We start from the raw sequence: 17153 nt of genomic DNA, 5'->3' as shown, positions 1-17153 counted from the left end.
CCGGCAGCGCCGTCGGCCTTTACAGCATCATGATCACCGACTTCGGCTCGGTGTACAGCTCCAGCGCCGAGCGGCCGGCCTCGCGGCCGATGCCCGACTGCTTGAAGCCGCCGAAGGGCATCACGCTCTCGATGATGTTGTGGCAGTTCACCCACACGGTGCCGGCCTGGATCTTCGGGATCAGGCGGTGCACCCGCGCCAGGTCGTTGGACCAGATGCTGGCGGCGAGGCCGTAGGGCGTGTCGTTGGCACGGCGGGCGATGTCGTCCAGGTCCTCGAAGGGCTGGGCGACGACCACCGGGCCGAAGATCTCCTCGCGCACCACGCGCATGTCCTCATGCACGTCCACCAGCACGGTGGGCTTCACGAAGCAGCCCGGGCCGTCGCTGCCCACACCGCCGGCCGCCGCGCGGGCGCCTTCCGACAGGCCGCTGCGCACATAGTCGAGCACGCGGTTCTGCTGCACCTTGGAAACCAGCGGGCCGATCTGCGTGCTCGGGTCGATGCCCGGGCCGATCTTCATGCCGTCGGCGATGCTGGCGAGCTGCTCCACCACCGCGTCGAAGCGGCTGCGATGCACGTACAGGCGGGAGCCGGCGGTGCACACCTGGCCCTGGTTGAAGAAGATGGCCTGGGCGGCGCCGGCCGCGGCGACCGCCGGATCGACGTCGTCGAGGACGATTACCGGGCTCTTGCCGCCCAGCTCCAGCGACACGCGGGTCATGTTCTCCATTGCGGCCTTGCCGACCAGCTTGCCGACTTCCGTCGAGCCGGTGAAGGCGACCTTGTTGATACCGGGGTGGGAGGCCAGTGCGGCGCCGGCGGTGTGGCCGAGGCCGGTGAGTACATTGAGCACGCCGGCCGGGTAGCCGGCCTGCTGGGCCAGTTCGCCGAGGCGCAGGGCGGTCAGCGGGGTGTCCTCGGCGGGCTTGAGGATCATCGTGCAGCCGGCGGCCAGCGCCGGGGCGATCTTCCACACCGCCATCAGCAGCGGGAAGTTCCACGGGATGATCGCGCCGACCACGCCCACCGGCTCGCGGCGGGTGAAGCCGAAGAACTCCCGGTCGCGCACCAGGGGGGCCGACAGCTCCATCGTCGCGCCTTCAAGCTTGGTCGCCCAGCCGGCCATGTAGCGGATGAAATCCACCGACAGGGCCACATCCACGTGGCGGGCCATCGTCACCGGCTTGCCGTTGTCGAGGGCTTCCAGCTCGGCGAACTCCTGGGCGTTGGCTTCCAGCAGGTCGGCCAGTTTCAGCAACAGGCGTTCCCGGTCCACCGGGCGGTGGCGCGGCCATTCGCCGGACTCGAAGGCGCGGCGGGCGGCCTGCACGGCGCGGTCGACGTCGGCGGACTCGCCGGCCGGCACGTGGCAGAAGGCCTCGCCGCTGGCCGGGTCGATGACCGGCAGCGTGGTGCCGGACAGGGCCTCCACCCACTCGCCGCCGATCAGCATCTTGCGGGGCGCGGCGAGGAATGCGGCGGTGGCGGGGTTCAGTTCGATTCCATGAAAGCGGTTCATGTGGCGTGTCTCCTTCTTCGTGGTGGGGGCGATCAATAGACGTACAGCACCCGGGCCTGCAGGGAACTGGTCTTGGGGCCTTCCTCGATCTTCAGGTCCTGGGCGTACTGGAGCTGGACCTGCCACTGCTTGTCGACGAAGGACGCCCAGGTGAGCATCGCGGTGCCGTTGTTCTTGGCGCCGGACAGCTCGACGCCGTCGAGCTTCTCCTTGGCGCCCCAGGCGTGGCGGTAGGTGGCGGCGACGTAGGTGGCGTCGCTGAGGTGGTAGCGCAGGTGGCCGTGGGCTTGCAGCAGCGGGTCCTTCTGGGCCTTGGTGTCGCGCTGGTCCTGGTAGAACTCGGTCTCGCCGATCAGGTCGAGGGTCCATTTGTCGGACAGCTTGCGGATGTAGCCGACCTGCAGGTCGGTGGCCCAGCGGTTGTTGCTGAGGGCGAAGCCCTGGTTCTTGTCGCTGCCGGTGGGGGCAGTGAAGAACACCGACCAGCCCAGGTGCTCGCCCTTGGCCAGGTCGGCGAGGGTCCATAGCGTGGCGCCGAAGATCACGTCGCCGAGGCCGCTGGTCTTGCTGTCGGACAGGCCGATCTTCTGGCTGCCGAAGGGCACGATGATCTGCGGGTCGATGATGTAGTCGCCCAGCTTCATGAAGTGCACGTAACGCAGGATGCCGGCATTGACCGACAGGTCCAGGTTGTCGACGACCTTGTTGCCCTTGCTGTACACCTTGTCGCCGCGGGGGAACTGGGCGTAGGCGAGGAGCAGGTTGGTGCCGGCGGGCAGGCCGGTGTAGTCGCCCGGATCGGGGCGCACGTCTGCGAAGGCCGGGCCCGCCGACAGGCCGGCGGCGAGGAGGCTGGCGGCGCACAGGCGCAGGGCGAAGCGCTGGGTGGTGGTCATGGTCTTGTCTCCTGGTTGTTATGGTCTGGGTGCTGCGCAATAAAAGGGCCGCGGTCCGCCTGAAGGGGAGGGTGGGGACCGCGGCAAGAGGGAGCTGCTGCTCCGGAGGAGGCGGTGCGTCAGTGACGACGGTTGTGCTTCAAGGCTTGGGCCGCACGGCGTCGGCAGTGCCCTGGATGAAGGCCTTGATCTTCTCCACGTCGGCGGCGCTGAGCTTGCCGCTGAAGTCGGGCATGCCCTTCTTCACGAAGGGGCCGTTGAAGACGAAGTCGGACAGGTTCTCGATGTCCCTGGACGGCACGTAGCCCAGGTTCGGTACGTTGCCGCCCTTGTCGACACCGGGCACGCCGTGGCAGAACACGCAGTTGCTGACGTAGAGCTTGGTGCCTTCGGCGATGTGGGCCGGGTCGTACTTGACGCCGGAGATCAGCTCGCCGAGGGCGTAGGGCTGCGGCTGGGGCAGCGGCGCGTTGGCGCCGACGGCAAAGGTGTAGACGCGGCCGTGGTCCTGCTTGTCGGTGGCCCGTTGGGACAGACCGAACACGCCGCCCCAGCCCACCGCGATGGACACGTACTGGCGGCCATCCACCTCGTAGGTGACCGGCGGGGCGATGATGCCGGTGCCGATCGGGGCCTCCCACAGCTTGTCGCCCTTGTCGGCGCTGTAGGCCGCGAAGCGCCCGTCGGCGGTGCCGGCGAAGACCAGGTTGCCGGCGGTGGTGAGGGTGCCGCCGTTCCACGGCGAAGCGTATTCCTGGCGCCAAACCTCCTTCTGCTTGACCGGGTCCCAGGCGATCAGGCGGCCGAAGGGCTTGCTCTTCGGCGGCTGGGTGTTGATCAGCATGCCGGTGTTCCAGCCGGTGCCAGCCTGGGGCTGGCCGGGCCGGGGGGCGTTCGGGCTCCAGTCCTTGTCCTCGGCCAGGTTGAGCGGCACGTTCTGCACCGGGAAGTAGGCCAGGCCGGTCTTCGGGTTGAAGGACATGGCGTGCCAGTTGTGGCCGCCAAAGGGGCCGGGGACGCTGTCGAAGGCCTCGCGGGAGCGGGCCTCGGGCGTCTCGATGGGGCGGCCGTTCTTGTCGTAGCCGGTGGCCCAGTTCACCTCGGTGAAGGGTTTGGCGGAGATGAACTTGCCGTTGGTCCGGTCGATGACGAAGAAGAAGCCGTTCTTCGGCGCGTGCAGGATCACCTTGCGCTTCTTGCCGTCGAGGACGAGGTCGGTGAGGATCATGTCCTGCACCGAGGTGTAGTCCCAGTTGTCGCCCGGCGTCTCCTGGTAATGCCAGACGTACTTGCCGGTGTCCGGGTCGAGGGCGACGATGGAGGCCAGGTAGAGGTTGTCGCCGCCGCCGGGGCTGCGCTTGCGGTGGTTCCACGGTGAGCCGTTGCCGGTGCCCACGTACATCAGGTTGAGCTCCGGGTCATAGGTCATGCTGTTCCAGGCGGTGCCGCCGCCCCCATTGACCCACCACTTGCCGGCCGGGTCCCAGGTCTTGGCGGCCTTGGCCATGGCTTCGTTCTCGAAGGGCTTGGCTGGGTCGCCCGGCACGGTGTACCAGCGCCACTTCTGCTCGCCGGTCTCGGCATCGTAGGCGGTGAGATAGCCGCGCACGCCGTATTCGGCGCCGCCGTTGCCGATGATCACCTTGCCCTTGATGACCCGCGGTGCGCCGGTGACGGTGTAGGAGTGGCTGTGGTCCTCGATGGTGTCCTTCTCCCACACCGGCTTGCCGGTGGCGGCGTCGAGGGCGACCAGGCGGCCGTCGAAGGTGCCGACGAAGACCTTGCCCTTGTACAGCGCCACACCGCGGTTCACCACGTCGCAACAGCCCTTGTAGCCCATCTCGCGGGGCACCTTGGGATCATAGGTCCACAGCTTCTTGCCGCTGCGCACGTCCACCGCGTGCACCACGCTCCACGAGGCCGACACGTACATGATGCCGTCCACCACCAGCGGGGTGGCTTCGACGCCGCGGGTCGACTCCAGGTTGTAGCTCCACGCCAGGCCGAGCTGCTTGACGTTGCCGGCGTTGATGCCGGTGAGCTTGCTGTGGCGGGTCTCGGCGTAGTCGAGGCCGTAGGTCGGCCAGTCGCGGCTCGTCGCGGCGTTGGCACGGACGGCCTTCTCGTCCACCCGGGCGGTGGCGGCGGCGATGTGTTCGCGTGAGCTCTTGGCGGGTTCGGCGAAGCTGGAGCCGGCGGTCAGACCGAAGGTGACCAGCAGGGCCACGGCGAGCGCAGGTTCAATCCGCCGGCGGCGGGGGGCGTGAGGGTGCATCGTGTCTCCTGATTGACTTCGTTTGTTGAAGTTCTTTACTGTGGAACGCGTTTCCGCGGGGTCGCGGAGCAGACTCCCGGTGGCGCACACATCGATTTGCAGCATCCGTGCCGACCTCGGGTAATACGTAAAAATCACAAAAAATCAGGCCTTTGCTGCCGCCAAGGGAGCGCCCGGAGAAAACGCCGGGATGGGTGGTTGACTTGAAACGAGTCAGTCCGGCGCCGCCGGTTGACTCGTTACTGGCCGTATCGAGGAGACAATTCGTGGGCGAGCTGCTGACAACTTTCGAGGCGCGGGTGCAACGGGCCCGGCGCGATTTCTTCGACGAAGGACGGATGCCGACCGGCCTCGTTTCCGACGCGGTGATCCGCTCGTGGGAACGTTCGCGCGGGCAGGGGCTGGGGGCCGCCGACCGGCGCGTGTTCAGCCCGATTTCGCGCCAGCAGGTGGGGTGGATCGAGGAGCGCAACCGCCGCCTGGTGGAACATGCGCTACCGGAGATGGAGAAGCTGCGCGCGGCGCTGGCCCGCGGCGGCTGGGGCATCGTGTGCACGGACGCCGACGGGGTGGTGGTGAAGGCCTTGTTCGGCAGCGGAAGTGCCTACCGGGACATGGACCGGATCTTCGAGGTCGGCCGGTCGATCGGCGAAAGCAGCATCGGCACCACCGGCCCCGGCTGCGCGCTGGTGGACCGTCAGCCGGTGGTGGTGCGCGCCGCCGAGCATTTTCTCGATGAGATCCGTGGCTTTTCCTGCGCGTCGGTGCCGATCTTCGACCCGGCCGGCGACCTGGCCGGCGTGCTCGACGCCACCCGCTACTGCAACGGCGGGCCGGTGACGGTGCTGGAGCCGCTGGCGATCGCCGCGCGAGCGGTGGAGAACCGCATGCTGGCCGGCCTCGGCGCAGCGCTGACGATGGGTTTCCATTACCGTCCGGACCTGCTCGGTACGCCGCTCGAAGGGGTCATCGCTTTCGCCGAGACCGGGCAGGTGCTGGGCGCCAACGGGGCGGCCCGCCAGTTGCTGGAACTGGCGGCGGAAGGGCAGGCCGGCATGGACTTCGCAGGTTTGTTCGATTGCCCGCCGGAGACCTTCAGCCTGGCCCTGTCCGGTCGCCTGGCCCAGGGCGTGGTGTGGAGCGACGGCGGCTTGCGCTTCGAGGCACGCTTCGAGGCGGCCCGCAAGGGTTCGCTGCTGGCCTGCCTGGGGGAAGCCGCGCGCACCGCGCAGCGGGCCGGCACGCTGCAGGTCGCGGTGCCCGCCGGGGCGGAGCCGAGCGAAGTGGATGGCGTCGCCGAGCGGGCCCTGCAGATCGCCCGGCGGGCGTTCCAGCGCGACATCCCGGTGCTCATCAACGGCGAGACCGGCACCGGCAAGGAAGTGCTGGCGCGCCACCTGCACGACGGCTGCGAGCGCGCAGGCGGGCCTTTCGTGGCGATCAACTGTTCGTCCCTGCCGGCCGGGCTCATCGAGTCGGAGTTTTTCGGCTACGAGGACGGCGCCTTCACCGGCGGCCGGCGTGGCGGGGCGCCCGGCAAGTTCGAGCTGGCGCGGGGCGGTACGCTGTTCCTCGATGAGATCGGCGACATGCCGCTGGAACTGCAGGGGCGTTTGCTGCGCGTGCTGCAGGAGCGCAGCTTCACGCGTCTGGGCGGGGCCAAGCTGATCGCCTTCGATGCGCGCATCGTCGCCGCGACGCACCGCAGCCTGGACGAGCTGGTGGCCAGCGGGGGCTTCCGGGAGGATCTGTATTACCGCATCAAGGGCGTGCGGGTCAGCCTGCCGGCGCTGCGCGAGCGGGCCGACCGGGAAGCCCTCATCGAGCGCCTGCTGGCCCGGGAGGCCGGCGACGGGCCCTGTCCGCCGCTATCGGCGGCGGCCCGCCGGCTGCTGCTGGGCTATGCCTGGCCGGGCAACATCCGCCAGCTGGGCCATGTACTGCGCCTGGCGCTGACGCTGGCCGACGGCGAGGCGCTGATCGATGTGGAGCATCTGCCCGAGGAGTTGCTGGAGGATGCTGGCCGGCCGGTGGCTGCGGTAAGCGCTGGCGCGCCGGACGGCCAGGCGTCCCTGCGCGACGTGGAGCTCGATGCGGTGCGGGCGGCGATGGAGAAATGTGCCGGCAACGTGTCGGCTGCCGCCCGCTGCCTGGGGGTGGCGCGGGCGACGATGTACCGCAAGCTGCGCCTGCTGGAGGCGGCGGGCGCCGCCGGTTAGCTTAGACGCGGAAGCGGGCCACGCTGCTGCGCAGCTGGTCCGCGACGCCGGTCAGGCGGCCGGCGGTATCGGCGGCGGATGCGGCCGCCGCTGCGTTCTCCTCGGACATCTGCGCAATGTTCTCCACGTTGCGGGCCAGTTCGGTGGACGCGCCGCGCTGTTCGTGGAGGGCGTCGGAGATCGTCTCGATGGCGCCCTGCATGGTCCGCGTGGAAGCCTGGATCTCGCCCATCGATTCGCCGGCCGTACGGGCGCTGATCACCACCTGGCCGACCAGCTCGCGGCTGGACTGCATGCTGTTTACGGCATCCACCGCGCCCTGCTGGATCGCGCCGACCACCTGGCTGATCTCCTGCACGGAGCTGGTCGTGCGTTCGGCCAGCTTGCGCACCTCATCGGCCACCACGGCGAAGCCGCGGCCCTGTTCGCCGGCACGGGCCGCTTCGATGGCGGCATTGAGGGCCAGCAGGTTGGTCTGGTCGGCGACCTCGCGGATCACCACGGTGATGCGGTCGATCTGCCGGACCTGCTCGGACAGGGCCTGGATGCGCTCGGCGGTACTGTCCACCTGGTTGGCGACCTGGCCGATGCGGCTGGCGGCGTCGTCCACACCGCGGGCGCCGGTGGCGGCCTTGTCGCCGGCGTCCCTGGCCTGGCGATTGGCGTCGTCGGCGCTGGAGCCCACGTGGTCGATGCTCACCGTCAGCTCTTCGACGGCGGCGGCAGCCGCGGCCGTCGAGCTGGACTGCTGGCTGGAGCTGAAGGACACCTGCTGGGCGGTGCTGGACAGCTGGGCGGCGGAGCCGGCCACGCTCTCGGAGCTGGCGATGATGTCGCGGATGGTCTGGGCCAGGTCCTGGCGCATGGATTGCAGCGCCTCCAGCAGCTTGCCGATCTCGTCCCGCGGGCCGTGGCTGTCGCTGCCGGCAGTGAAGTCGCCGGCAGCGATGCGCCCGGCGATCCGGTTGGCGTCGGACAGGCGCTGCTTGAGGTAGCGGGTCGTCGTCACGCTGATGAGGCCCTGCAGGACGGCGGCGACGACGAGCACCACGATGGCGGTGGTGCTGGCCCGGTCCTTGATCTCACGGGCTTCGACGGTGGCCTGTTCGCCAAGTGTCTTGTTGAACTGGAAATGGTCGTCGAGCTGGCTCTCGAACTTGCGGGCCAGCGGCACGTGCTTGAGCAGGTGTTCCCGGGCCTCGGCCTTGCGCTGGGTGCGGGACAGGGCCAGGGTTTCGTCGAGGAGCTTGTCGAACTCGGCGAGGGTGGCTTTTTCTGCCTCGAGGTATTGGCGGTCCTGCGCGTTGGCGATCAGGCCTTCGTAATCCTTGAGAGCTTTCGTGGTGCTGGCCTGGGCCTCGCGGATCGACTTTTCGGTGGCCTCCATCTGCGCCGGGTCATCCTGCATCACGTGGCGGTCGGCGCGCAGGCGGCTGCGGCTATACCACAGGCGCGCATCGCTGAGCTGGATGAGGCTTGGGATCACGTTGGCGCTGGCCTGGCTGGTCGTCTCGAAGACCCGGTCGGTCTCGTAGTAATTTACCCCGGTCAGGACGATTAGTCCGAGGATTGCGCAGCCCACCAAGAGCTGCAGGCGTTGAAGAATGGACATCATGCGTCTCCCACTGATTCATCTGTTTTTTTGATTTCCGCCTTGGCAGAAATCCTGTTGGGGTAAATACGGCGTCGTTGGACATTACTTTAGGTACGTGAAGCAGGTGCGTGAAGGCCTGCGCTGCGTGCGCCGGGCGGTACGGGCCCGCGGACGGTCGTACAATCCATGCTTGTCTCACTGCGCTGCCGGCCTTGCCGACGCTCTGTCCCGATGTCCCTTGCCGCTTCCGTGCTCGTCCTGCCGAGCCCTTTCTTCTCCGATTCCGACACCATCCGCCTGCTCGAAGCGGCGGATTGCGACACTCAGTGGATCCTGCGCCAGGTGGTTTCCGGCGCCTATGACAAGCCCTTCGTCATCGACGACGGCATGACGCGGACCCTGCATTTCTCGCTGTCGCTGATCCAGAGCACGATGAGCCTGAAGGACCCCTTCGCGCTGGAGCTGGATTACACCCAGGCGATGATGAGCTTCCTGCTGTTCCTGCCGCGTCCGCGCCAGATGCTGATGCTGGGCCTCGGCGGCGGCTCACTGGCCAAGTTCTGCTACCGGCATGTCGGCTCGGCGAGGATCGCCGTGGTGGAGATCGACCCCCATGTGATCGCCTTCCGCGAGCAGTTCGAGCTGCCGCCGGACGACGGGCGCCTGCAGGTCATCGAAGGCGACGGCGCCGACCACGTGCTGCGCAGCGCCGGCTGGGAGGAGCGGCCGGACGTGATCATGATGGACGCCTTCGACCGTCACGGCCTGTCCGGCTCGGTGAGTTCGACGCAGTTCTACCAGAGCGTGCATGACGCGCTGGCCGGGCGCGGCGTGATGGTCGCCAACCTGGCCGGCGACAAGGCCGACCGGGAGGACCACCTGGCGATGATCGCCGAGGTCTTCGATGACCGTCTGCTGACGATGGCGATTCCTGACGGCAACGACATCGTGCTGGCCTTCCGGGCGCCGTCCTTCGCGCCCCGCTGGCGGGACATCGCAAACCAGGCCAAGGCCTTGCGCACGCGCACCGGGCTGGATTTCCCGAAATTCGCCGAGCGCCTGGAGCGCAGCCGGCGCCTGCGTTACGTGTGAGCGCGCGCCTTACGGCGTGATGCCTTGCGGGTGGCTGTACACCACCAGCCGGCGGTCGCGGGCAAAGCCGGCCAGCGTGACGCCGGTGTCGGTGGCGAGGCGGATCGCCAGCGCGGTGGGCGCCGATACGGCGACCAGCGTGCGGATGCCGACGGCGGCGACCTTCTGCACCATCTCGTAGCTGGCGCGGCTGGAGACCAGCACGAAACCGTCCTCGGTGGGCCGCCCCTGGCGGGCCAGGTGGCCGAGGAGCTTGTCGAGGGCGTTGTGGCGGCCGACGTCTTCGCGCAGCGCGTGGATGCGGCCGTCCCGGTCGATCCACGCGGCGGCATGCACGGCGCCGGTGGTGTGGCGCAGGCGCTGCCAGCCGGGCAGCTCGACCAGGCCGCGGCCGATGGCGGCGGCGGGCACCGGCTCGCCGGGCGGCAGCGGGGCCAGCGGGCGGGCGAGGGCGTCGAGGCTCTCCAGCCCGCACAGGCCGCAGCCGGTGCGGCCGGCCAGGTTGCGGCGGCGTTCCTTGAGGGCTACGAAGCGTTCGGAGGCGACCTGCAGGCGCAGCTCGATGCCGCGCGGATGCGGGTGTTGTTCGCAGTCGTAGAGCTCGCCGCGGGCGGCGAGGATGCCTTCGCTGAGGCTGAAGCCGAGGGCCAGATCATCCAGGTCGGACGGTGTGGCCAGCAGCACGGCGTGGGAGATGCCGTTGTACACCAGCGCCACCGGCACTTCCTCGATGACTTCGTCGAGGTCGCGGTGGGCCTGGTCGCCATCCACGCGCAGCACCGTGGTCTGACGGCTGGTGGGCCAGGCGTGTTCGCCGTCGGCGGTCGGGAGGGGGCAGGAAGGCGTGTTCATCGGCGGGGCTGCGGGCTGGGGTGAGGGCGTCGCCCCATTGTAGCGGCGGGGGCGGCCACAGGGCCGCTTTCAGGCGTGGGCGATGCGCGGGCCGCCGAGCTGGCGGGCCTGCAGCGCGCGGGCGTCGGCCAGCGTAAGCAGGCCGTCGGCGTCGTCGGCGTCCAGCGGGAAGGTGGCGATGCCGACGTGCGTGCCGAGCAGCGTATAGGGTGCGCTGTCGCCGAAGGGGCGGTCGAGTGCGGCCAGCACCTTGGCGGCGACTTGGTCGGCGTCGGCCGGGCGTTCGAGTTCGGCGAGCAGGATCACGAAATCGTTGTCGTCCAGGCGGGCCACCGTGTCGCAGGCCCGCACGCAGGTGCGCAGGCGGTTGGCGGTGTCGAGCAGCTGGCGGTCGCCGGCGGCCTGGCCGTCGAATTCGTCCATGCCCTTGAAGTCGTTGAGATCCACCAGCACTACGCCGACCTGGCTGTGCTGGCGCTGGGCGCGGGTGATCGCCTGGTGCAGCCGGTCGGTGAGCAGGCGCCGGTTGGGCAGGCCGGTGAGGGCGTCGTGGTAGGCCAGGTGACGCACCCGCTCGTTGCCGCGTACCTGCTCGGTGACGTCCAGCGCGATGCCGTGGTGGCCGATGAAGGCGCCGTGCTCGTTGACGCGCGGCATGCCGCAGATGCTGAGCCAGCGGGGCTGGCCTTCGTCGGGGACTTCGAGGAGCAGGTTGCGGAAGCCGTGGCGGTTCTCGAAGGCGCGCAGCGTGGCGGCCTGGCCGGCGGGCACGCCGTCGGCCCGGTGGAAATGCCACCAGTGGCGGCCGATGCTGTCCGCCAGGTGGTTGTCGTCGGCGCCGTGGCGGGTGATGCGGGTCAGGCGGTGCTGGGCGTCGGTCTGCCAGTACCAGTCGGCGCTATGCCCGAGCAAGTCGTGCAGCTGGGCGCTGGCCAGTTGCTGGCGGGCGGTGGCGCCGACCCGTTCGCTGATGTCGCTGACGATCCACACGATCTGTCGGGGCGCCGGGCCCGGATCCACCGCCTGGGCGGCGATGTCGGCCCAGAAGATGCTGCCGTCGCCACGCCGCAGGCGCGCGGATTCCCGGTAAGCCTGACCGCGCAGGAAGGCGCTAACCGCGGCGCGGGCGTGGCGCCGCCATTCGCGCCGGTCGGCCAGCCAGGAGGCCAGGCGGCGGCCGGCGATGTTGCCGGGGCCGTCGTGGATGAGTTCGGCAAAGCGCTGGTTGCTGTGCAGTACGCGCCCGCCGTGGGACAGCACGATCGCCTCGCTGGCGTGGTCGAGCATGGTCTGGTGGCGGCGCCAGTGCTCGCCGTCCGACAGTGGCATGGCGCGCAGGCTGCCGTGCAGCAGGTCGTTGATGGCTACCGCGAGCAGCGCGAAGACGCCCAGCCACAGCCCCGCCAGTGGCAGGGCCGGCGGCGGGCTGGCGAGGGTCTGGATGAACAGCGGCAGCAGGGCGGTGCCGGTGAAGATCGCGTAGGTGCCGCGGCTGCGTGCCAGCAAGCCGGCCCCCGCGACGATCACCCCACCGAGGATCAGGAACAGCGTGAGCTGGGTGTGGGGGCTGGACTCGTAGGGACCGAGCAGGGACAGGGCGCCCCAGGCAGCCCCGGCGAGCAGGGCGCCGACGCTGGCCAGATAGGTTTGCAGCGCGCCGTCGTCGGCCTGGGTGATGGCGCTTCGCCGGCGCAGGGGCTGGGTGGCGAGCAGCAGCTGGATGCAGCCGGTGCCCAGCCACCAGGCCAGCAGCGGGTAGGGCTGGGACAGCTGCGGCCACAGCGCGGCGACGGCCACGATGCAGGCCAGCTGGGCGATGAAATGGACGCGGAAGCGCGCCCGGCTGTGCCGGCCGTCGTCTGCGGGGGCCAGCATCAGAGCCGGATTGAGGGGGAGGAGGCAGCCTGACTTCATGCGAGGGACGAGAACGTGGCGGTTGCACCGGGGCAGTGGCCTGGCATGGGCTTCGCGCCGCCGTTCGGGGCTGCGACAATGGCGGGCGGCGAGCCTGCGCAGGAATCCGGGATTATCCCGGCACCGGGCGGTCGGAGGAATATGCCAAAAGTCATAAGATATGTGTTTGGATTTGCATTTTGTGGCGCCGGGGGCGCTTTTGATGGAGCGCGCGCATGAGTCTTGAGGCGGATGCGGGGCGTGGGGTGGTGGTCGGCCGCTTCGCCCCGTCGCCGAGCGGCCCGCTGCATTTCGGTTCGCTGGTGGCGGCCCTCGGCAGCTGCCTGTCGGCGCGCAGCCAGGGTGGGCAGTGGCTGTTGCGCATCGAGGACGTGGATACGCCGCGCTGCGTGCCCGGTGCCGCCGAGGGCATCCTGCACACGCTGGAGCGCTTCGGCTTCGAGTGGGACGGCCCGGTGGTCTGGCAGAGCGCCCGCGGCGATGTCTACCGGGAGGCCTTCGCGCGCTTGCAGGCGGCTGGCCGGATCTTCGGCTGTGCGTGCACGCGCAAGGAGATGGCCGATTCGGCGCTGGCCCGGGATGGCACGCGGCGCTACCCCGGCACCTGCCGCGACGGCCTGCCGCCGGGCCGCGCGGCGCGGGCCTACCGCCTGCGGGTGGCGCCCGGCACGGTGAGCTTCGACGACCGCGTGCAGGGGACCATCGCTGAAGATGTGGCCGCCGACGTGGGCGACTTCGTGCTGCTGCGCGCCGACGGCCTGTTCGCCTACCAGCTGGCGGTGGTGGTGGATGACGCAGAGGCGGGCATCACTGAGGTGGTCCGCGGCGCCGACCTGCTCGATTCGACCTGTCGCCAGATTTTGCTGCAGCGCCTGCTGGACTTTCCTGTGCCGGCCTACGCCCATCTCCCGGTGGCCTGCAACGCCGCCGGCGAGAAGCTCTCCAAGCAGACGCTGGCCCGCGCGGTGGACGAGGGCGAGCCGGCCCGGCTGCTGGCGGACGTGCTGGACTTCCTCGGCCAGTGCCCGCCGACGGACCTGGCAGAGTCGGGTCTGGCGGCGGTGTGGGCCTGGGGGCGCGACAACTGGTCGATGGACAAGGTGCCGCGCCGGCGCATCCAGCCGGCACCCGGCTACGCTTAGGGGCGAGTCGTCGCGGAGAGGGGGCGCGAACTCCGTGCCGGCGGTGCGGGTCCACCAGCAATCGGGCGGGGGCAAGGGGCTTCCGCTGGAACGAGCAGACTGGAGATCCGAATGAATGCAGTCCTATCCCGCGTTGTACTGAGCGCGCTGCTGGGCCTGGCGCTGCCGGTGGTGGCGGCGGAGCCCGCAGCAAAGGTGGTGCCAGCGGCGCCAGCACTCCCCGAAGCCGGGCAGGCCTGTCCGGCGCTGCTTAACTACACCTTCCCGCGCCTGCAGGATGAATCTCCGCAGCCCCTGTGCCAGTACCGCGGCAAGGTGGTGCTGGTGGTCAACACCGCCAGCTACTGCGGTTTCACCGGCCAGTACGACGGCCTTGAGAAGATGTACGCCAAGTACAAGGAGCAGGGGCTGGTTGTGCTGGGCTTCCCGTCCAACGACTTCGGCGGCCAGGAGCCGGGCAACAACAAGGAGATCGCCGATTTCTGCCGGCTGACCTACGGCGTCAAGTTCCCGATGCTGGGCAAGTCGGACGTGGTGGGCAGCGCCACCAATCCGCTCTACAAGCAGCTGGCGTCCATCACCGGCGAGAAGCCGAAGTGGAATTTCCACAAATACCTGATCGACCGCAGTGGTCAGAAGGTGCTCAGCTTCCCGAGCACGACGGCGCCGGACAACAAGACCTTCGTCACCGCCGTCGAGCGGGCCCTCGCCGAACGTCCCTGATCCCCGCGGAGGCCGGGCTTAGGGCGGCAGAGCCCGCATCGGTGCGCTACGCTGAAGACAGGTGGCGGCCGATCCGCGCTTGCGGAGGGTGGTTTGCGGGTCACTGGAAGCGGGAGCGGCGATGACCTGGTTCGGTCCGACGAATACGCCCATCACCGACTGGCGAGGCCGGCGGGTGTGGATCATCGGTGCGTCCAGGGGCATCGGGGCGGCGCTGGCCGTCGAGCTGGACCGGCGCGGCGCGCGGCTGGCCCTGTCGGCGCGCAACGCCCCGCGCCTGCGCCAGCTGGCGGCGGAACTGCACGACGCGCTGGTGCTGCCCCTCGACGTCACCGACGCCGGCGCCTTCACGCCGGCCATGCTGAACATCCTCGACAGCTGGGGCGGTGTCGATCTGGTCATCATCAGCGCCGGAACCTATACCCCGCTACGGGCCTGGGACCTGACCACCGACTCGGCCCGGCAGACCGTGCACACCAACCTGCTGGGCGTGATGGACGGTGTCGCTGCGGTGGTGCCCCAATTGATCCGCCAAGGCGCCGGCGCCATCGCCATCTTCGGCGGCGTGGCCGGCTACCGGGGGCTACCCCAGGCGCTGGCCTACGGGCCGAGCAAGGCGGCGCTGATCAACTTCGCCGAGATCCTCTATCTCGACCTGGCGCCGCGCGGTGTGTCGGTCTTCCTGATCAACCCCGGCTTCGTCGCCACGCCGCTGAGCGCCAGGAACGACCCGGAGACGGCGGCGCTGATCTCGGCCGAGGACGCCGCCCGGCGCATCATCCACGGCTTTGCCGGCGGTGCCTTCGAAATCCATTTCCCGCACCGCTTCACGCGGATCATGAAGGTGCTGCGCTGGCTGCCTGACCGGGTCTATTTCCACCTCATCTCGCGGGGTGACGGCCTCTAGATCGGTGGGCGGTTCCGGCGTGCCTAGCAGTTGCTGCAACAGTTGGTGTTCGCGGCGCAGGCAGTCCAGTTCGAGCCGGCGCAATTGCCGCAGCCCGGCCAGCAGGGTGGGCAGCAGGCCGGCCTCGGCGGGCTGCGGCACGATCAGCAGCGTGCCGTCACTGGCCGCCCGCAGTCCTGTCCAGCCGCCTTCCTCCAGTTGCAGCGGAACGCCAGGTTCGAGGATCTGCGAAGCGTGCTGAAGCTGCTCGCCGAGCCAGCGCGGCGGCGGCGTGCAGGCCAGCCGGCCGTCCTGGACGACCAGGCGGGTGCCGGCGTCGAACTGGAGCAGGCGCGTTTCCCCGGCGTGAAAGCGCAGGCTGCGGATGGCGGAAATCGGGGCTGGCATCGTGAGGACTCCTGGCGGTGAAGAATGGCTCCAGCCTACGGATCGGGGGCTCGTGCCGACAGACACAGGGTCGGACTTTCTGTGCCGGTACAGCGGCGGTGCCGACGGACTGTTATGGTGCGTCTTGTGCCGATCTGTGCCTGTGTCGGTGCGTTCCGATCGGAGATCATCGGGCGATGGAAAACGCCGAATTCGAAGACCTGCTGTATGCCCGCGTCGCCGGCCACTACCGGCGCGCGATCCATGCCGGCGTACTGGTGCCGGGGGCGCGCATGCCCTCGTTGCGCACCCTTACGCGGACCCATCGGGTCAGCCTGAGCACGGCCCTGCAGGCTTGCCGCAGCCTGGAGGACGAAGGCCTGCTGGAGGCGCGGGCCCGTTCCGGCTACTACGTGCTGCGCCAGCGCCACGCGCAGCTGCAGCCGGTACGCGAACCGGACCCGCGGCAGGTGCTGCCCGATCCGGCGTCCTTCAGCGGCATCCACGACCGGGTGTCGGACTTCGTCGCCAGGTGCGAGCGCTTCCCGGTGCATACCAACCTGGCGCTGGCCTTCGGCGCGCCCGAGGCCTATCCCCAGGAGGCGCTGAAGAACGCCGCGCTGCGGGCTCTGCGGCGGCGTCCCGAGGTGCTGGTCAGCCCGGTTCCGCCGCAGGGCGATCCGGGCTTCCGCAAAGTGCTGGCGCAGCGCGCTTTGGCCGCCGGCATGCAGCCGACGGCGGACGAGATCCTCGTCACCCACGGCTGTACCGAGGCGATCAACCTGGCCCTGCGCGCTGTGGCCCAGCCCGGCGACGTGGTCGCGGTGGAGTCGCCGACCTATTTCGGTCTGCTGCAGGTCATCGAGAGCCTGGGCCTGCGGACGCTGGAAATCCCCACCAGCCCGAGCCGCGGTCTGTCGGTGGAGGCCCTCGAACTGGCCTACCAGACCCACGAGCGGATCCGCGCGGTGGTGGTGGTGCCGAATTTCCAGAATCCCCTCGGTTCCGTCATGCCGGATGCCGAGAAGGCCCGCCTGGTGGTCCTGTGCGAAACCTACGGGGTTGCGTTGGTGGAGGACGACATCTATGGCGCCCTCGGGGATGACGATCTGCCGCTGAAGAGCTGCAAGGCCTGGGACCGGACCGGCAACGTGATCTATTGCGGCTCGCTGCACAAGATGCTGGCGCCCGGCATGCGCGTCGGCTGGATGATCAGCGGGCGCTGGGAGGCGCGGGTGCGCATGCTCAAGCACGCCCAGAGCCGGCCCAACGACGCACTGGCGCAGATCGCCCTCGGGGAGTTCATGGGCAGCCACGCCTTCGATCGCCACCTGATCCGACTGCGCCAGCTGCTCAAGGCCCAGCGGGCGTCGATGGCCGAAGCCATCGCCAGCCATTTCCCGGCGGGCACGCGCCTCAACATGCCAGGGGGCGGCATGCTGTTATGGGTGGAGATGCCGGAGGGGCGCTCGTCGCAGGCGGTTTTCGAAGCGGCGCTGGCGGAGGGCATCCGCGTGGCGCCGGGGGTGATGTTCTCCAACTCCGCGCGCTTCGATCATTTCCTGCGCATCAGTTGTGGCTTTCCCTTCTCGCCGCGGATCGACGCGGCCCTGCAGCGCCTGGCGCAGATCGTGGCGGACGGCCGCTGACG

13 protein-coding genes are annotated in these 17153 nt (G+C 69.4%); 7 read left to right on the top strand and 6 right to left on the bottom strand.

What is annotated here, in order from left to right; translation table 11 throughout:
• Nucleotides 1-19: 19 nt before the first annotated feature.
• The 3 genes from AC3QL2_RS05650 to AC3QL2_RS05640 all read right to left on the bottom strand — a co-directional run bounded on the left by AC3QL2_RS05650 (nt 20) and on the right by AC3QL2_RS05640 (nt 4693).
• The gene (locus AC3QL2_RS05650) at nt 20-1522 is read right to left on the bottom strand and encodes an aldehyde dehydrogenase family protein (protein WP_493231939.1); all 1503 of its coding nucleotides are present in this window, start codon (nt 1520-1522) and stop codon (nt 20-22) included.
• A gap of 32 nt (nt 1523-1554) precedes the next feature.
• On the bottom strand, nt 1555-2418 hold the full coding sequence (locus tag AC3QL2_RS05645; RefSeq protein ID WP_493231941.1) for a transporter: 864 nt from the start codon (nt 2416-2418) through the stop codon (nt 1555-1557).
• A 139-nt stretch (nt 2419-2557) separates the two neighbouring features.
• Entirely contained in the window at nt 2558-4693 is a 2136-nt protein-coding gene (locus tag AC3QL2_RS05640; protein WP_493231943.1) for a PQQ-dependent dehydrogenase, methanol/ethanol family, read from the bottom strand.
• Between the two features lie 266 nt (nt 4694-4959).
• On the opposite strand from AC3QL2_RS05640, the gene AC3QL2_RS05635 reads away from it, so the two are divergent.
• On the top strand, nt 4960-6912 hold the full coding sequence (locus tag AC3QL2_RS05635; protein WP_493231945.1) for a sigma-54-dependent Fis family transcriptional regulator: 1953 nt from the start codon (nt 4960-4962) through the stop codon (nt 6910-6912).
• A gap of 1 nt (nt 6913) precedes the next feature.
• Here the strand turns inward: AC3QL2_RS05635 and AC3QL2_RS05630 are convergent, their stop codons facing one another.
• Nucleotides 6914-8527: a methyl-accepting chemotaxis protein gene (locus AC3QL2_RS05630; RefSeq protein WP_493231947.1), complete on the bottom strand. Its 1614-nt coding sequence runs from the start codon at nt 8525-8527 to the stop codon at nt 6914-6916.
• A 210-nt stretch (nt 8528-8737) separates the two neighbouring features.
• On the opposite strand from AC3QL2_RS05630, the gene AC3QL2_RS05625 reads away from it, so the two are divergent.
• A complete protein-coding gene (locus AC3QL2_RS05625) occupies nt 8738-9598 on the top strand; it encodes a fused MFS/spermidine synthase (protein ID WP_493231949.1) in 861 nt (286 codons plus the stop codon).
• Between the two features lie 9 nt (nt 9599-9607).
• Here AC3QL2_RS05625 and fdhD read toward each other — a convergent pair whose 3' ends face one another.
• Entirely contained in the window at nt 9608-10450 is an 843-nt protein-coding gene (fdhD, locus tag AC3QL2_RS05620; RefSeq protein ID WP_493231951.1) for a formate dehydrogenase accessory sulfurtransferase FdhD, read from the bottom strand.
• Nucleotides 10451-10519: 69 nt separating this feature from the next.
• On the bottom strand, nt 10520-12325 hold the full coding sequence (locus tag AC3QL2_RS05615; RefSeq protein WP_493231953.1) for a diguanylate cyclase domain-containing protein: 1806 nt from the start codon (nt 12323-12325) through the stop codon (nt 10520-10522).
• A 254-nt stretch (nt 12326-12579) separates the two neighbouring features.
• Between AC3QL2_RS05615 and gluQRS the strand changes: the two genes are divergently transcribed.
• The 5 genes from gluQRS (at nt 12580) to AC3QL2_RS05590 (ending at nt 17151) form a co-directional block, all read left to right on the top strand.
• Nucleotides 12580-13506 carry a tRNA glutamyl-Q(34) synthetase GluQRS gene (gluQRS, locus tag AC3QL2_RS05610; RefSeq protein ID WP_493231954.1) on the top strand — a complete coding sequence of 309 codons (927 nt, stop codon included), beginning with the start codon at nt 12580-12582 and terminating at the stop codon, nt 13504-13506.
• Nucleotides 13507-13617: 111 nt separating this feature from the next.
• Nucleotides 13618-14229 (top strand): glutathione peroxidase, encoded by a 612-nt coding sequence (locus AC3QL2_RS05605; protein ID WP_493231955.1) that lies wholly within the window; start codon nt 13618-13620, stop codon nt 14227-14229.
• 121 nt (nt 14230-14350) lie between these two features.
• The gene (locus tag AC3QL2_RS05600) at nt 14351-15136 is read left to right on the top strand and encodes an SDR family NAD(P)-dependent oxidoreductase (protein WP_493231957.1); all 786 of its coding nucleotides are present in this window, start codon (nt 14351-14353) and stop codon (nt 15134-15136) included.
• Nucleotides 15137-15166: 30 nt separating this feature from the next.
• Nucleotides 15167-15544 carry a hypothetical protein gene (locus AC3QL2_RS05595; protein WP_493231958.1) on the top strand — a complete coding sequence of 126 codons (378 nt, stop codon included), beginning with the start codon at nt 15167-15169 and terminating at the stop codon, nt 15542-15544.
• 155 nt (nt 15545-15699) lie between these two features.
• Nucleotides 15700-17151 (top strand): aminotransferase-like domain-containing protein, encoded by a 1452-nt coding sequence (locus AC3QL2_RS05590; RefSeq protein ID WP_493231959.1) that lies wholly within the window; start codon nt 15700-15702, stop codon nt 17149-17151.
• Nucleotides 17152-17153 lie beyond the last annotated feature (2 nt).

It is taken from the genome of Zoogloea sp. GW822-FHT05C07 (genome assembly GCF_058800215.1).
Note: the sequence above shows the minus strand (reverse complement) of the source record. Positions and strands in the feature narration are given on the sequence as shown.

Coding starts and splice junctions, on each gene's coding strand:
- AC3QL2_RS05615 (WP_493231953.1), bottom strand. CDS start 12,325: ATGCTGGCCCCCGCAGACGACGGCCGGCACAGCCGGGCGCGCTTCCGC.
- AC3QL2_RS05650 (WP_493231939.1), bottom strand. CDS start 1,522: ATGAACCGCTTTCATGGAATCGAACTGAACCCCGCCACCGCCGCATTC.
- AC3QL2_RS05630 (WP_493231947.1), bottom strand. CDS start 8,527: ATGATGTCCATTCTTCAACGCCTGCAGCTCTTGGTGGGCTGCGCAATC.
- AC3QL2_RS05625 (WP_493231949.1), top strand. CDS start 8,738: ATGTCCCTTGCCGCTTCCGTGCTCGTCCTGCCGAGCCCTTTCTTCTCC.
- AC3QL2_RS05605 (WP_493231955.1), top strand. CDS start 13,618: ATGAATGCAGTCCTATCCCGCGTTGTACTGAGCGCGCTGCTGGGCCTG.
- gluQRS (WP_493231954.1), top strand. CDS start 12,580: ATGAGTCTTGAGGCGGATGCGGGGCGTGGGGTGGTGGTCGGCCGCTTC.
- AC3QL2_RS05640 (WP_493231943.1), bottom strand. CDS start 4,693: ATGCACCCTCACGCCCCCCGCCGCCGGCGGATTGAACCTGCGCTCGCC.
- fdhD (WP_493231951.1), bottom strand. CDS start 10,450: ATGAACACGCCTTCCTGCCCCCTCCCGACCGCCGACGGCGAACACGCC.
- AC3QL2_RS05600 (WP_493231957.1), top strand. CDS start 14,351: ATGACCTGGTTCGGTCCGACGAATACGCCCATCACCGACTGGCGAGGC.
- AC3QL2_RS05645 (WP_493231941.1), bottom strand. CDS start 2,418: ATGACCACCACCCAGCGCTTCGCCCTGCGCCTGTGCGCCGCCAGCCTC.
- AC3QL2_RS05590 (WP_493231959.1), top strand. CDS start 15,700: ATGGAAAACGCCGAATTCGAAGACCTGCTGTATGCCCGCGTCGCCGGC.